15 protein-coding genes and 4 pseudogenes are annotated in these 14376 nt (G+C 69.8%); 8 read left to right on the forward strand and 11 right to left on the reverse strand.

All coding sequences use genetic code 11. The annotated features are described in order from the left end of the window. Nucleotides 1-195 precede the first annotated feature (195 nt). A complete protein-coding gene (locus AQJ91_RS47455; RefSeq protein ID WP_067036351.1) occupies nt 196-912 on the reverse strand; it encodes an NAD(P)-dependent oxidoreductase in 717 nt (238 codons plus the stop codon). A gap of 92 nt (nt 913-1004) precedes the next feature. Between AQJ91_RS47455 and AQJ91_RS47460 the strand changes: the two genes are divergently transcribed. Next, a complete protein-coding gene (locus tag AQJ91_RS47460) occupies nt 1005-1688 on the forward strand; it encodes a TetR/AcrR family transcriptional regulator (RefSeq protein ID WP_067036354.1) in 684 nt (227 codons plus the stop codon). Between the two features lie 4 nt (nt 1689-1692). On the opposite strand, the pseudogene AQJ91_RS55030 reads toward AQJ91_RS47460, so the two are convergent. Then, nucleotides 1693-2024 (reverse strand): annotated as a pseudogene (locus AQJ91_RS55030) (IS5/IS1182 family transposase); the annotation flags it as partial. On the opposite strand from AQJ91_RS55030, the gene AQJ91_RS51580 reads away from it, so the two are divergent. Continuing rightward, on the forward strand, nt 1918-2316 hold the full coding sequence (locus AQJ91_RS51580; RefSeq protein WP_107122738.1) for a LysE family translocator: 399 nt from the start codon (nt 1918-1920) through the stop codon (nt 2314-2316). The pseudogene AQJ91_RS55030 and the gene AQJ91_RS51580 overlap by 107 nt on opposite strands. 169 nt (nt 2317-2485) lie before the next feature. Here AQJ91_RS51580 and AQJ91_RS47470 read toward each other — a convergent pair whose 3' ends face one another. Together AQJ91_RS47470 and AQJ91_RS47475 are read right to left on the reverse strand one after the other, a co-directional pair. Further along, nucleotides 2486-2776, reverse strand: a complete 291-nt coding sequence (locus AQJ91_RS47470; protein ID WP_159054835.1) for a hypothetical protein — start codon at nt 2774-2776, stop codon at nt 2486-2488. Between the two features lie 406 nt (nt 2777-3182). Continuing rightward, nucleotides 3183-3500 (reverse strand): hypothetical protein, encoded by a 318-nt coding sequence (locus AQJ91_RS47475; protein WP_067036363.1) that lies wholly within the window; start codon nt 3498-3500, stop codon nt 3183-3185. Nucleotides 3501-4000: 500 nt separating this feature from the next. On the opposite strand from AQJ91_RS47475, the gene AQJ91_RS47480 reads away from it, so the two are divergent. Continuing rightward, entirely contained in the window at nt 4001-4531 is a 531-nt protein-coding gene (locus tag AQJ91_RS47480) for a lamin tail domain-containing protein (protein WP_067036366.1), read from the forward strand. Between the two features lie 328 nt (nt 4532-4859). On the opposite strand, the gene AQJ91_RS47485 is transcribed toward AQJ91_RS47480, so the two are convergent. From AQJ91_RS47485 to AQJ91_RS58035, 5 genes and pseudogenes are all read right to left on the reverse strand, one after another. Further along, nucleotides 4860-5969, reverse strand: coding sequence for a PP2C family protein-serine/threonine phosphatase (locus AQJ91_RS47485; RefSeq protein ID WP_234383468.1), 1110 nt, complete (start codon nt 5967-5969; stop codon nt 4860-4862). Between the two features lie 1163 nt (nt 5970-7132). Continuing rightward, nucleotides 7133-7573, reverse strand: a complete 441-nt coding sequence (locus AQJ91_RS47490) for a VOC family protein (protein WP_067036372.1) — start codon at nt 7571-7573, stop codon at nt 7133-7135. 270 nt (nt 7574-7843) lie between these two features. Continuing rightward, nucleotides 7844-7921 (reverse strand): annotated as a pseudogene (locus tag AQJ91_RS58825) (helix-turn-helix domain-containing protein); the annotation flags it as partial. Nucleotides 7922-8039: 118 nt separating this feature from the next. After that, nucleotides 8040-8168 (reverse strand): DUF6336 family protein, encoded by a 129-nt coding sequence (locus tag AQJ91_RS57145; protein WP_234383470.1) that lies wholly within the window; start codon nt 8166-8168, stop codon nt 8040-8042. A 101-nt stretch (nt 8169-8269) separates the two neighbouring features. Continuing rightward, nucleotides 8270-8569: pseudogene (locus AQJ91_RS58035) on the reverse strand (DUF6336 family protein); the annotation flags it as partial. A gap of 4 nt (nt 8570-8573) precedes the next feature. On the opposite strand from AQJ91_RS58035, the gene AQJ91_RS47500 reads away from it, so the two are divergent. The 3 genes and pseudogenes from AQJ91_RS47500 to AQJ91_RS58040 form a co-directional block, all read left to right on the forward strand. Further along, on the forward strand, nt 8574-8771 hold the full coding sequence (locus AQJ91_RS47500; protein ID WP_067036375.1) for an integrase core domain-containing protein: 198 nt from the start codon (nt 8574-8576) through the stop codon (nt 8769-8771). An 82-nt stretch (nt 8772-8853) separates the two neighbouring features. After that, the gene (locus tag AQJ91_RS47505; RefSeq protein ID WP_159054836.1) at nt 8854-9189 is read left to right on the forward strand and encodes a 3-keto-disaccharide hydrolase; all 336 of its coding nucleotides are present in this window, start codon (nt 8854-8856) and stop codon (nt 9187-9189) included. 122 nt (nt 9190-9311) lie between these two features. Further along, a pseudogene (locus AQJ91_RS58040) lies at nt 9312-9434 on the forward strand (ATP-binding protein); the annotation flags it as partial. Here the strand turns inward: AQJ91_RS58040 and AQJ91_RS58045 are convergent. Beyond that, the gene (locus AQJ91_RS58045; protein WP_324618070.1) at nt 9413-9574 is read right to left on the reverse strand and encodes a hypothetical protein; all 162 of its coding nucleotides are present in this window, start codon (nt 9572-9574) and stop codon (nt 9413-9415) included. The pseudogene AQJ91_RS58040 and the gene AQJ91_RS58045 overlap by 22 nt on opposite strands. Nucleotides 9575-10020: 446 nt before the next feature. Here AQJ91_RS58045 and AQJ91_RS55035 point away from each other — a divergent pair, with 446 nt between their 5' ends. Beyond that, nucleotides 10021-10434 carry a hypothetical protein gene (locus tag AQJ91_RS55035; protein WP_067036381.1) on the forward strand — a complete coding sequence of 138 codons (414 nt, stop codon included), beginning with the start codon at nt 10021-10023 and terminating at the stop codon, nt 10432-10434. A gap of 2 nt (nt 10435-10436) precedes the next feature. Here AQJ91_RS55035 and AQJ91_RS47515 read toward each other — a convergent pair whose 3' ends face one another. After that, nucleotides 10437-10685: a hypothetical protein gene (locus AQJ91_RS47515; RefSeq protein WP_067036384.1), complete on the reverse strand. Its 249-nt coding sequence runs from the start codon at nt 10683-10685 to the stop codon at nt 10437-10439. Nucleotides 10686-12510: 1825 nt separating this feature from the next. Between AQJ91_RS47515 and AQJ91_RS47520 the strand changes: the two genes are divergently transcribed. Next, on the forward strand, nt 12511-14376 hold a 1866-nt coding region (locus AQJ91_RS47520; RefSeq protein WP_234383469.1), incomplete at its 3' end, for a serine/threonine protein kinase.

Below are 14376 nucleotides of genomic sequence, written 5' to 3' on the forward strand. Positions count from 1 at the left end.
GTGCCCCAACAGGCAACATTCGCCCCGTCGCGACGCCCGGTACGCTCCGCCACTGCCTTAAGGGCGTGGGAGGTGCCCCCACTCGCCGCACCGGGCACAAACCCAAGTACGTCCAGTACGAGGGCTTGTACCCGGCACGCCGAGAGCACGCACCGGACGCCGCTCCTTAACGGGCGAACGTTGCCTGCCGGGGCACTAGGCGTGGTTGTGTGGGCCGCCGGTGTGGGCGAGGGCGCTGGGGGTTCGGCAGCCGACGATCGCCGGGGCCTCCTGGACGAGCGTGTCGTTGGTGAGCGCTTCCACCATGAACAGCGCGAAGTCCACCCGGCGCGTCAGGTTGCTGGCCAGTACCGGGTCGCCCACGTGCCGGCTCCACACGGGCAGGCCCTGGCTTTCGCCCTCCTCCAGGGTGCTGCCGCGCACCACGGTCCACCGGGTGTCGCTGGCGAACACCCGTCGGCACGCCTCCACCTGGTCGTCGATCTCGACGGCGCGGACGAGCTTGCCCAGAACGGCGGCGATCCGGACGCCCATGGTGAACATCCGCGAGTACATGTCCTTGCCGTCGCGCGTGATGTGCCAGCCGCAGGAGAAGACCAGGCGCGCGCCCGGCCGCGCCTGGTCGAGCACCGCCTGCGCCGTGCCCGACGCGTACTGCTGCACACCCCAGGGCACCAGCACCGTCAGCACCCCGTCGCACCCGGCGACCGCCCGCCGGATCACCTCCGGGTCGTTTGTGGGTCCGGGGACGACGGTCATCCGGCCTTCGAATGCGGCCAGCTTCGGCACGCTGCGCTCCCGGCATACGCCGACCACCTCGTAGCCGCGCTCCAGTGCGTGCCTGACCATGTACTGGCCGAGCTTCCCCGAAGCCCCGACGATGCAGACCTTCTTCACACGATCCGTGCCCATGGTCAGCCCTTCGCCGGCCTGCTTACCTTATGTTGTAAGGCAAGCTAGCCTTATGCTGTAAGGCAGTCAAGGGAAGCGGAAGGGAGGGGCGGATGCGCGAGGGAGGCAAGGGCCGACGCGGGGCGTCGGCACGCACCCCGCTCAGTCGCGAGCGTGTGATTCGTACGGCGGTGGCGGTGGCGGACGAGAAGGGGTCGGCCGCGCTCACCATGCGGGCCATTGCCGAACCGCTGGGAGTCGAGGCGATGTCGCTCTATCACCACGTGGCGGGCAGGGAGGACATCCTCGACGGCATGGTGGACGCGGTGTTCGGCGAGATCGACCTGCCGCCGCGCGGCACGGACTGGAAAACTGCCATGCGTCACCGCGCGGTCTCCGCCCGTGCCGTCCTCCGGCGCCATCCGTGGGCCGTCGGCCTCATGGACTCCCGCTCCCAGCCCGGCCCGGCGACCCTGTGCCACCACGACGCCGTCATCGGAGTGTTGCGCGCCGGAGGATTCTCCGTCCCGATGGCCGCGCACGCCGTCTCGCTGATCGACAGCTACCTGTACGGCTTCGTGCTCCAGGAGCTGAGCCTGCCGTTCAGGGGCGCAGCGGAGCTGGACGAGGTCGCGGGCGCCATCCTGCGCGAGATGCCCACTGACGCCTACCCCCACCTCACCGAACTGGCCACCGAGCACGTTCTCAGGCCCGGCTACGACTACGCCGACGAGTTCACCTTCGGCCTCACACTCATCCTCGACGCCCTCCACCCGGACGAGACCACGAGCGCCTAAGGGGTCCGTGCGTCTGTCCGCGCCGGGCGATCTTCGGGACGATGCCGCGCTCACGCAGCCGACAGCGTTACAGGTCGTGGTCGTACCCGTGATCGGCATACGCGCGGGGCTTGCGGCGGAGCCGGCCACGCTTGCCCCGCACCGGCGGCAGAGAGTCGATCAGTGGCAGGAGCTGGGTGACGTCGTTGCGGTGTCCGCCGGTCGCTTGGCCGGCACATGGGAGGCGTCGATGGTGGCGCGGGGAAAGTCCCGGCGATCTGCCTCACGCAGCCGGTCCAGCAGCACCCGCTGGAGTTGCTCCCACACCCCGATCTGGCTGGGCGTGCATGCCCTGCGCTCGGCACGGCGTCGGTCGGCGGTCCAGCGGCCCGACGGTCTCGCGCCCGAGCCGTCCGCCTACGGCGGGTTCCGCCGCGGTCTGATCGGCGACCTGCTCAACCCCAAGGTCAGGATCTTCTACACCACCGTGTTCCCCCAGTTCATCGGGCCGGACGATGCGGTCGTCCCGGCGGCCGCTGCGCTGCTCGCCGCTCACACCGTGGTGCTCATGACGTGGTATCCGGGGACGAGTCATCTGGGTTCCGCACTCATCGGGCTCGGCATCCGAATGGCCGTGGTTCCACTCTGAAATGCCCAAGCGAACGCGTGCAGCACTCCGTGGGCCCGCCCCGATGGAGATCTGGGGACGCCGCTCGGACCACGGCCCCCGCCGCGACCCCCTGGAAACCCGAGACGATTGCTCCAGCTCGTCCACTGCATGACCCTCGCCCGCAAAACCCAGCACTCTGAAAGCACCCCTAAGCCCCGGACCTTGAAGGACAAGCCCAGACCGACTCCGTGACATCGACGGCGCTCACGTGGACGACGACGCCAGACCTGGACGGGGCAAAGACGCCCTGCCCACGCCGGGGACGGGTGCGCCACACACGTACGGCCGCATCCCCCGCGGCGACTTCCTCGATGGCCGCCGTCATGGTGCGGCCGTCGCTCTCCGGCTCCGGGCCGACGGGGAGCACGGTCAGCACCGGCCCGCTGAACTCGGCCGGGAACGTCAAGCGGGCGCGGCCGTCCTCCTCGGTCACGAGCACCGCGGCCGCGTAGCGGGGAGCCGGCGGCCCGGGGCCCGGACGGCCCCTCCCCTCCATGCGACGTCGCCCCGTGAACGTCGGTCGAGGTCGCGCAGGACGCCGCCGAGCGGATGCCGGCATGCGGCGCATCGGTGATCCGCGCAGCGCCATCTGGCCGCCTCCGCACCGGCCGCGGCCACCTGGACCTGGACGCTCCCGCCACCGGCCCGGCCGCCCTCACCGCCCGACTCCGTCACCCTCACGCAAGTGATCTTCAGGCGTTGGGAGACGACTCGGTACGTCGAGGCGTCGGGGCGCATACGGCCCGGGCACGGCGGCCCGATGCCGCCCGCCGCACCAGCGCACATCGGCGGGGGCCACTGTCACGGCCGGGGCCAACCAGCACGTCGCCGGTGTGGCGAGGGCTTCATGCGGTGTGGTGCAGCCAGCGCTGGAGGGCGGCGTTGATACCGGCGGGCAAGGCGCTGAGCTGGTCGATCACGTCACGGTCCTCGGGGTGGGGTGGGATGCCGGCCACGGTCAGGGCCGCATGCAGATCCAGGCGCCGCCGGTCGCGCGGGTCGATGGTGAAGCTGAGGCGCTGGGCGGGGTCAGGCGGCGGAAGCAGGTCGTCCGCGTCCGGCACCTGCCCGGCCGGGGCCGGCCAGATCGGGGCGGACTCGTCGACGGCATAGGGGTCGACGAAGGAACGGGGCGCGCTGTGCTCGAAGGCAGTGGTGGTCACGTCGCTCTCCTCACGGGCAGCTTGCAGATCTGCAGGACGAGAGGCGCCCAGGGGCCACGGCGGTTGCAGGCGGGGCGGGGCTCCACACGGATGGCCTCATCGGCGGGTCATCGTCTGGTCCGACCGGCCAGGCCCGCTGCCGTGACGCGTGACCCACGGCTCTGTTACGCACTTTCGGGTGAGCGGGGCAGGCCGTGGCCGGCCCCGCACGCTGCACGGCAGTGGCGGGATGGGCCAGTGCCTGCCGGGCGATCGCGGGCCGGCGCCCCAATATCTCAGGACCATTTGCCGCATAGATGGATATTGAAGGTGAGGGTAACGGTGATGTGGGCGATTCGTAACACAGTGCGCGTACCGCGCTCCCGTGCCGCAGCCGCGGCCAGGGTGCGGTGTGCGCGGCCAGCCGGCCGCCACTCGCACACCGCACCATCACATCCCCCTTGCGCGCCCGCTCGCGGGCCGGGGAAGGGGGATGGGTGCCCGCACCCGCAGGAGGCTTTGTGTCTTCTTCCGTTGTGACCGCCCGCCGTCTGTCCGCCGCAGCATTCGCGGCCGCTGCCGCCCTGGGCGCCGTGGCGCTGCCGGCGTCGGCCGCCGGCCACCCTCGCCCCGGCCACGCACAGGTGGAGATCTCGGCCGTGCAGTACGACTCCCCCGGCTTCGACAACGGCTCCAACCGCTCGCTGAACAGGGAGTGGGTGGAGATCACCAACAACAGCCGCCACGAGGCCAACCTGGACGGCTGGACCCTCGAGAGCGAAGACGGTGACACCTACACCTTCGACCGTTACCGCCTCGAGGCCCGCACAACGGTGCGCATCCACACCGGCACCGGCCGCGACACCGGCGCGGACCTCTACCAGGACAGCCGCGACTACGTATGGGACAACCGCTCCGACACCGCGACTCTGCGCAATGACCGGGGCCGCCTCGTCGACGACTACACGTGGGGCGACGACCGAGACCGTCACCACCACGGCAGCCACCACCACGGCAGCCACCACCACGGCGGCGGCCACCACCGGCGGTAAGCCGGCCGGGCAGCTGACCCACGGGCCGTAGGAAACGGGGCAGACCGGGCGATACGGTCTGCCCCACTTCCTCCCGCCAGGCCGAGCCTCCTTCGCCCTGCTCAGAGCCCGCATCCTCCTCCAGCCGTAGTCATCACGGAAGCGCGGTCACCACTCTCCAGTTGGCGGGTTTGGTCAGGCACCCCGCTCAGTGTGGGGACGAAGCCCAGTGCGCCGCTGGCTGTCCGCGCTGTGGAAGTGGATCACGTCATCGAATTGCGGAAGGTGGCCAGCGCGGTCTTTCACCTGAAGAGGCGGCTGGCTGCACTGACCTGCTTGCCGGCCCTCTTCATGCGAGCCGGTCGATAAGGATCATCGCCACGTCGTCCGTCAAGCGGCCCTCGGTGTGGTGGATCAATGCTTTGTGCAGTTCGTCCAGGAACTCCTGTGGGGAGGTGCCGGCGGGTATCTGCTCCATGGTCTCCGACAGAGGGAAGAAGTCGTTGTCACGGCTGCGGCCTTCGATCACGCCGTCGGTGTAGAGCAGCAGCCGGTCACCGGGCAGGAATGGGTAACCCTCGGGCTTGGCAGGAGGGCCGTTGACGAGGTCTTCGAGGCCGAGCGGCGGCAGTGGCGCGGCGGGCATCAGTGCCTGAACTCTGCCCTGGTGCACCACCAGCGGAGGCGGATGGCCGCGGTTGACCACGTGCACCACCTGTTCGTCCGGCACCTGGGCGATGAGCGCGGTGGTGAATCCCTCCATGAGGACTTCGGGAAGTTCTGCCTGAGAGTAGGTACCCGGTACGGCGGCCTCTCGCCGCAGCGCGGCCGCGCAGTGGTTCATGACCTCCTGCACTTCGTCCTCGTAGTGAACGGCCTCCCGGAACGCGCCCAACGCCACCGCGACCGCGCGTATGGCGGACAGCCCCTTCCCCCGGACGTCCCCCACGATCAGGCGGACGCCGTAGCGCGTCTGCACGGCCTCGTACAGATCGCCGCCTATTTGTGCCCCTGTCCCGGCCGCGAGGCACAGGCTGGCCGCCCGTACCGGGCCCAGGAACTCGGGGACAGGCCGCAGGACGACCTCCTGAGCCGCCACTGCGACCCGGCGGACCTGGTCGAGCTCGCTCTGCCTGCGCGTGCGCACCGCGTTACTCAGGATGACACTGGCCACAGACACCACCATCAGCCCCAGGAAGTTGCCGATGATCAGCTGGGTCTGGGTTCCCCACGACTGGTTGTAGGTCGCGGAGGTCACGTTCACAGCCACAGCGAGGGCTGCCGCGGACAGCGTGCCCATCGGGCCCATCGTCAGCGCGGCCAGCGCCGGCGTCGTGGAGAGGACGGGACCGGTGACCAGGTCGTGTGCGGGCGAGAGCTCGATGCCGAGCACGACCAGCGCGATCGCGAAGGGCGCACACTGCGCCAGCGTGAACAGGACCTCGCCGTGACCGCCCACTCCTGGTCGAGAGGACGCTCCCGGCCGAACGCGTGAGCGAGGATGTGACCTCATGGGAACAGCCTGCCTCGCGAAAGCTGTCACGGCCTCCCGGAAACCCGTGACCAGCGGCGCCCCTGCGCTCCTAACCCACCAACTCAGTGGTCGACGCTCGAAGTCCTTCGCGGGTTGATCACGCGGCGGGACGGGCGGAGGATTCTTCCTGCTGGCCGAGTGTGTGTCGGTCGAGCGGGGCGCACCGCGCCCGCCAGGGGCGACCTCGCCCGCGCGTTGAAGGCGGCCCCTGGGCCGCTCTCGGGTGGTGGCCCACGAGGCTCTCGGCTGGTCGTCCGCTTCATCGACGCCTTGATTGCTCGGGGCGTGCGGTCGGTGCGGGAAAGACGAGGTGAGCCGTCTTCTGGCCGGGCTGCGGGTGTGCCGGTCCTGCCATGTCCGTGGCAAAACGGGGCCGTGCGGACGGTGCGGGAAGGCGCGCCGGGTAGGCGGGCGAGAGCCCGGTGGGACGGTGGTGTGTCTGACGTGCGTGTGCGCTGACCCGGCCAACCACTCCGTGTGCACAGGCTGTGGTCGCACCGCGTTGATCAAGCGACGCATCGACGGAGACGGTCTCTGTGCCCGCTGCTACCGTCTGCCGCTCGCGGTGTGCTCGGTGTGCCACCGCTTCCGTCCCTGCCTGTACGCCAAGACCGACAGTCCGCGCTGTGAGGTGTGCAGCAACCGGATGCGCCAAACCGTCGCCTGCGCGGGCTGCGGTCAGGAACGCCGGGTGGAAGTGCGTCGACCAGCTGGCCAGCCGACGGGGATCTTGTGACGATCAGGGCGCCGAGGCCCCTACTGATTCGCTTCGGCATGAGCTCTGGCACCGACTTCGCGGAGTTCACCGCGCCGAGGCGGCCGAAGCAGAGCGACACGCCGGCAACGTCGCCGCACCTGAGCGCGGGTTCTCCAGACACTCAGATGTGTCTCACCTACTGGTGCCGTCGTTTCAGGAGCCTGTGCGCGAGGGTGGCCACGGGAGTATGGGCGCGTTCTTCGTCGTACACATGACGATGTGCGACCCCTTCCAGGTGAAGGCGATCGGTACGTTGCGCGGGGTTCCGTCCTTGGCGACGTAGGCCAGGCGCGTCAGATCTCGTTCGGCTGCATGGTTCGGTTTCTCCTTCTCAGCGCAGTTGCTCGGCCAGTCCGACGATGATGCCCTCCGGGCCGCGGATGTAGCAGAGCAGATAGCTGTCCTCGAACCGGGCGATCTCGCCGACGAGTTCGGCGCCGTGAGGGCGCAGGCGGGCAACGGTGTCCTCGATGTCGTCGACGGCGAACATGACGCGGTGCGTGCCCAGAATGTTGTGCGGCCGGTTGCTCGGCCCGGCGCTGATCACCGCGGGGCTGCGGTACTTCGCCAGCTCGAGCCGGCTGTGACCGTCTGGGGTCCGGACCATCGCGATGTCACAGCGGACGCCGTCGAGTCCGGTGCACTGGTCGGCGAAGAGGCCCTCGACCTCCGCCCTGCCCTCCAGCTCCATACCGAGTTCCACGAAGAACGCGATGGCGGCATCCATGTCCTCGACGACGATGCCGACGTTGTCCATCCGCTGAATCGCCATGCTGGTTTCTCCTTCTTCCTCGTGCGGCCGGTGGTGGCCGCTGATGTCCCTGGGACGGAGCCGGTGGCAAGTTCTCGACATCCTCAGACCGCCGAACTCCGAAGAATCTGGATCGCGCCTCAGCACCGCTACAGCAGACCCGCGAGCCAGGCGCCACCACCGAGGGTGAGTGCGGCGCAGATGGCCGCTCCCATGAAGACGATCAGCCGCAGCGTGCCGTCCCCGCTTTTCAATGCTTCCGGCCCAGTGTCGCGGCGCCCGGTCCATCCGCTCGGCCGCCTGCATCCGTACCGTCGCCCGGCGCCGACGCCCCGCAGCGGTCAGCCCGCCCCCATCCCCATACCTCACAACAACACGGGATACAGCCAACGCTCCAGCCCCATCAGAGACTTGGACAAGGTTCACCCTGACGAGCCGAAGTCGGTAGTTGTCCCCTGGCGTCCGAGCTGGGATTCCGGGGGCCGAGTCAGGCGCCCCACATCCAGGAGCCGTTGGCGGCCGATGCGACGAGTTCGCCCAGACCGAAGGCGACCGGAACAGGCACCAGCAGGAATGTGCCGGCGCGGACCAGGGACGGCGCGGCGACCGAGACCACCTCATTGGGAGCACGCGTCGTGAAGAAGTCACGCCAGCAGAGATCTCCCCGGAGCTGCAGGCCCAGAAGAACAGCCCGATCAACAGTAGTACTGTGCCGACCAGGAGTCCCAGATAGGTGGTCGCTTCCAGGAGGTCGATACGGTCGTCGTGCTCCTGGAAGACGAACGCGGCGACGACCACGCAGACTGCCGCTCCCACTCCGTACGCCGCCCCGCGCACCACGACCCCGCCCAACCGCAGACGCGGTTCGAGTACCCCGTCCCCGCCTCTGCTCACTTTGCCCATGGTTGCCCCCCATGTCACCGCCGAACCGTAGCAGCGAGGCCCGGCCCGGCTACGGCACTGAAAACGGATGTGGCCCAGCAGAGGGAAGATTAGTCGTCGCCTTTCAGCGATCATCTTCGTGGTTACCCCGGGCTGCACCTGGCGACAGCAGATCGGCCGCTACAAAACGGAGTTGATCAAACCCCGCAAGCCCTGGCACGGCCTCGCCGACGTCGAACTCGCCACCGCGGAATGGGCCGACTGGTTCAACAACCAGCTCCTCCACGCAGCGATCCGAGACATCCCGCCCCACGAGCACGTGTCGAGGCAGTCATGACAGGCCGACCCGCAAGCGTGATCAAGTCCGACTCCCGGCATGGCCACCTGGTCGCCACGTGGGGGACGGCGAGGTTGTCAGCGTGTCGCTCACCGATGCCTTCCGTGACGCACTCGCGAGCCTCGACCGGGCGTTCCTGGACGACGTTGCCCACGGCTGGGCCCGCTCAGCTCTGCCCGGCGGCCAGTCCTACCAGCGGCCCGCCCCGCTGGCGGCCGGCCAGTGGACGGACTGCGAGATCGAGGTCCGAGGCGACACCTACACGGTGCGCCTGAACGGCGCCCAGACCACGGTGTTCACCAACACCGACACCTGGCGCGGCAAGCCCGCGAACGCCGACCCGGCATCGGGCTTCATCGGACTGCAGGCCCACACCGGGAAGGTCGGGTTCAGGAACATCAGGATCAAGGAGCTGTGACCGAGTCCGAGAAGCTGTGATCACAGGCGTGGCCCCGCCGGGCGACTCCGCGATGAAGAACGGAAGCAGCATTGCTGGGGGGGGCGCCCGAACGGCATGAGGGTGCCCCCCGAGGTGAAGCAGCCAAGGCCAACGCGGCCCCACTGGGGATAACGGTCGGAGTGGGCAAGACCCATATCGCGGTCGCCCTGGCCGTCGCAGCCTGCCGGGCCGGGTTCGCCGTCTACTTCAACACCTTCGACGACACCACCGCTCGGCCGAGGTGCCGGGGCAGCTCCTTGTGCGTGCCCGCGTTCGCTTGCAACGTCTTCTCGCTCGAGGCGAAGGCGTCGAACAACGCGAGAGCGGACTGGAGCGGGATGTGCTCGTCGTTCCACTGGAGCACGAACTCGATCGGGATGGTGAATGGTGATCTGCTTCGCCGTCTCGGCCAGGGACTCGTGCCAGGAGATACCGAAGACCGCGATGGTGATCCTGGGGTCGGCCGCCGTCAGCGGCGGCCGGCTGCCGATGGGTGACGGCCGGCGTTGCGCAGGGCGGTGGTAGTACGCGTAGACGTCGGCGCCGATCGTCTCGCGGAGGCCGGTCGCGGCACCGAGAAGAGTGGCGACGCGGATGTGGTTGCCTTCCTGCGACTCGATGACCGCGAGCGTTTCGACGAAGTAGGCGAGGTTGGCCAGGTCTCGGGTCTCTTGGGAGAGGGCGATGCCCTCCTCGACGTGCCGGCGGGCAAGGGATGGTCGCCGAGGGCGAGGGCGAGGGTGAGGGCGGCCTGGGAGAGTTGTAGAGGGCGACGTACGTCGACAGGCGGTCGCGTCGGGTGCGGGCGAGGTGGAGGCCGCGTTCGATCTCGGGTACGGCGGTTGCGGGTGCGCCGCGCAGCAGGTGCACCGTGCCGAGCCAGACGTGGACGAGGGAGGCGATCCAGGGCGAGCCGTGGTTCTGGAGGGCGTAGTCGAGGGCGGCGCGGAAGCGGTCCTCGGCAGCATCGAAGTCGCCGTCGGCGAGAGCGGACAGGCCGGTGTCGGCGCGTGCCTTGCTGCGGACCTCGGGGTCGTCCTGACCGGCGGCGACGCGGTCGGCCTCGGCCCAATACGAGGCGGCGGTGGCGTGGTAGCCGGCGGCGTACGACATGGTGGCAGCGGCCAGGTGGACGCGGCTGCGCTCCCAGGGCGGGAGGTCGGTGGTGAGGCACCGGTCGGCGAGGCGGGGGCCGAGGCTGAGCTGCCGCGCAGCCACCAGTAGAGTCACATGGACCAGGTGATACGGGCGGCGGTGCGGGGGTCGCCGGCGTCGAGGGAGCGGTCGACGGCGACGAGGATGTTGGCCTCCTCCTCTTCGATCCGTGCAAGCCAGTCCACCTGGTCCGCGCGCTCGTAGCCGGTGGCCGCCTGCTCGGCGAGGCCGAGGTAGACACGGGCGTGGGCTCGCCCGATGCGGGCGGCGCAGTCACCGACGAGGAGGCTGCGGGCGTACTGCGCAATGGGTTCGAGCACATGTCGAAACGGTCGCTGCGGGCGCGCACGAGGGAGTGCTCGACGAGCTCATGGAGGATTCCGAGTACGTCGTCGGCGGCGCTGTCGTCGCCGCCTCCGCCACGGCCTCGATCGCCTCCAGAGTGGCGCCGCCGCGGAACGCCCCGAGCGGCGTGAACAGGCGCTGCTGACCGGGATCGAGCAGGCCGTAACTCCAGTCATCACGGTGAGAAGCCCGCCCCTGCCCGGGCGGGCTTCTCATCGTCAACGCCTTGTCCTGCCAGCGGGTGACGCGCGCATACCGCTGGACGGTATGCCGCCCCCAGCCGAGAGCGAGTGCGGCTCGACGGCGGAGCCCCCGTCGGCGTTTCCCCCGGTGGCCGCCATTTCCGGCTGCGGTGCGATGGAACGCAGGCAGTCGCGGTGCGCGGCAACGCACTTCTCGACGGCCTGGCCGAGGTTCTGCATCAAGTGATACCTGTCTGCGATCTGGAGTGCGTGCGGGCTCCGAGCGCGGCGCCCTCGGCATAGGCGCCGGCGCGGTCACCACGGGGATCCCGGCACCGTGAGTGGTCGCCGGGCGACGTGGGTGCGCACGGCGCTGTACCCGGTGGTCGGGGGAGAAGAGGCTGCGCGACCTGGTGGCCGAGGCGAAGGCGAACGAGAAGGTCTTCAAGGCCAAGGTCCGTACCACCCTGCGCTCCTCGTACAGCTCCTACTACCGGCAGACGCTGCCGCCGCTGCTGAGGACGCTGGGCTTCAGGTGCTGTGTCAACTGCACCTTCTTGGGTTCGATGCGCATCCTGATGCGCCATCTTCAAGGAGTGCCTTGTGACTCAGGTTCTGCACGGCCAGCTGATCGAAGGACAGGCGAGTGTGCCTCGTGTCGGCTCCGTTACCGAGATGACGACGGGTCACCCACCTTTCACCGTCCACGAACCCGTCGGCGTTCCGGTCGAGCCGGTGACGGCCTCCTCCGCGATCTCTCGCTCAACGACAACCGCCCACTGACCGGTCGGAGCTACGCCTACGACCTGCTGCCGCGCTGGTCGGCTGGCTCCGTTCCGCCTCCATCCGTTGTCAGCAATTTCTACGCCTTCCACCGGCACCACAGCCACGGGCCGATGGCCAACCCAGTGCCCGACTCGCTCGCCCGCCGGCGGGCCTTGGCCCACCGCAATCCGGTGGAGGCGACGCCGTACTTCCGGCGGGCCCGCCCACGCCAGCGCGTCCCTCAGACCGAGCCGCGATCTCCGACGCTATATGGGAGGGCAGGTCTGCCGGAAACCGCAGGTAGGAGCTGTGGACCCGCTCCGTCCACTGGGCGCAGTCCGGGCAGGCGGCCCCGGACGGCGTGCACCGGGCCTCATTCGTATCGCCTCGCTGTCCGTGCACATGGCCATGACCTCGACACCCGGGATCGACGGGAACAGCAACTCCCGCAGCCGGTAAAACCCCTCGTTCACGGCCACCGACTGTCAGCCGCACCACAGATGCGAGCCCGTCGCATCGGTGCCGGCCGTGCCGCGGGAGGGGAACCCTGAAGCCGTGGTTCTCGGCCGGCCGCGCCGACGTCGTCCCATGGTCGTTGCGTTCCGCACCCCGCCGCCGACATGGCCAGCGCCACGATGGGTGGTGTTCTGCGCCGGCCCTCCGTCGCCCTGATCATCGTCATGCCCCGATCCTCCTCCGCATCGCGGCAGAGCGTCATGAGTTGTTCTGCTCAAGGGCCTTCTGCTTCGGGACGACGAAGGGCGGCGAACCTCAATGTCCGGGGACCGGCCAGTCGCAGAGTGGGACGCGTGGTGCAATGGGGTCCGCAGAGAAGATCTCGGTGGAGTGAGGCGTGTTGAGCAACGGTGGGCCCGGCGCGGGGAGTTTCCAGCCACTGGAGGACGGCGATCCGAGGGTCGTGGGCGGCTACCGGCTGGTGGCGCAGCTCGGGTCCGGCGGTATGGGCCGGGTCTACCTCTCGCACACGCCGGGCGGACGGGCCGTCGCGGTCAAGGTGATCCGGCCGGATCTGGCCCAGAACGCCGAGTTCCGGAAGCGGTTCCGGGCGGAGGTGGCGGCGGCGAGCCGGGTGCACGGGCTCTACACGGCTCCGGTCGTGGACAGCGACACCGAGGGGTCCATGCCGTGGTGTGCGACCGCCTATGTGCCGGGGCCGTCCCTCGCCGATGCGGTGCGCGACCACGGGCCGCTGCCCGTCGACACCGTGCTGCGGCTCATCGCCGGTGTCGCGGAGGCACTGCAGGCGGTGCACCGCGAGGGCATCGTGCACCGGGACCTCAAGCCGTCGAACGTGCTGCTCGCCGCCGACGGGCCGCGCGTCATCGACTTCGGTGTCGCACGGGCCGCTGATGCCACGTCGGTGACGCAGAGCGGCGTGGCCCTCGGCACGGTCGCGTACATGGCACCGGAGCAGGTGCTCGGCGGGGAGGCCGCCGCCTCGGCCGACGTGTTCGCGCTGGGGCAGACCGCCGTGTTCGCGGCGACGGGCACCGCCGCCTTCGGGGACGGGGACCCGCACGCGGTGCTCTACCGGGTGGTGCACGAGCAGCCCGACCTCAGCCGTGTGCCGGGGGAGATACGAGATTTGGTGGCTTGGTGTCTGCGCAAGCCGGCCGCCGAGCGGCCTTCCGTCGAGGACGTCATCCGCTCCGTTCAGACGATCCAGGCGAATCGTGGTGACGCTGCGCTGTTGACGTCCGGGGCGTGGCTGCCGGGGGAACTGGCGGCGGGGATCACGGCTCGGACCGCAGAGGCCGATCAGGGCCGGGCGGGGGCTGCTGCGCATACTCAGAGCCTTGACGGTTTCGGACCTGCGCCGGCCGGTTTCGGGCCCGCGGTGGCCTATTCCCCCACCTCGGCGTCCCATGCCGCGCTGCCCGGGCCGTATGTGATGGGGCCTGGAGCCGCGGAGGGTGCATACGCTCCGCCTCCCTGGCCGCAGCCGCCGGAGCCAGCCGCCACGCAGACCTCCTCGGTGGCTGCGGGCGGCAAGGGCCGCAAGGCCCGGGTCTGGATGTTGTCGGCCGCCGCCGTCGTCCTGGTCGCCTGCGGGGCGACCGCCGCGCTGCTGCTCGTCCCGAGGGACGGCGACCAGCGCGACGGCCGGGTGCAGGAGGCGGCCGCGTCGCAGTCGGCTCCGGTCGCCGAGGTGTCGCCGTCGACGTCCGGCTCGCCGTCCGCCAGAACATCGAAGAAGCCCAAGCCCACCAAGTCCGCGCTACCGCCCAGCCCTTCGGGGCCCGCGACGCCCACGCGGGCCGCCGCGACCTCGGCTCCCGCGAGCCCCGCGTCCAGCAAGCCCGCAGCCCCGAATGCGCCTGCCTCGGCGACGTACTCCGGGATCCGGCTGACCGCGAGCCACGACCTGTATCTGGCCGACACCCCGGTGCGCTCCAAGGCCGACACCGGGAGCGCCGACGAGGATCTGACGTACGCCGTCTACTCCTCGGGCGCGGTCCTCGCCCCCGGCACCGATTCCGGAAGCTCCCTCGCCCTGCTGCCGGTGGGGCGGCAGGGGAGTCTGGACGTGTGCAAGGCGGCAACCGGCTACAAGAGCTACATCTGGGTCAAGGACCTCACCGTCGGCCAGCAGATGTGCGTCATCAGCGGGACGGGACACGTGGGGCTCATGACGTACCGGGGCTCGTCCGGGACGACGTACGCCACCTTGGACGTGAAGGTGTGGCGTGATGCGGCC

This window comes from Streptomyces dysideae, from assembly GCF_001514305.1.
In the GTDB taxonomy this organism is placed as follows: domain Bacteria; phylum Actinomycetota; class Actinomycetes; order Streptomycetales; family Streptomycetaceae; genus Streptomyces; species Streptomyces dysideae.

What these genes read in the sequence shown, in the direction of transcription:
- AQJ91_RS47455 (WP_067036351.1), bottom strand. Translation starts at nt 912, where the DNA reads ATGGGCACGGATCGTGTGAAGAAGGTCTGCATCGTCGGGGCTTCGGGG.
- AQJ91_RS47460 (WP_067036354.1), top strand. Translation starts at nt 1,005, where the DNA reads ATGCGCGAGGGAGGCAAGGGCCGACGCGGGGCGTCGGCACGCACCCCG.
- AQJ91_RS51580 (WP_107122738.1), top strand. Translation starts at nt 1,918, where the DNA reads ATGGTGGCGCGGGGAAAGTCCCGGCGATCTGCCTCACGCAGCCGGTCC.
- AQJ91_RS47490 (WP_067036372.1), bottom strand. Translation starts at nt 7,573, where the DNA reads ATGGCGATTCAGCGGATGGACAACGTCGGCATCGTCGTCGAGGACATG.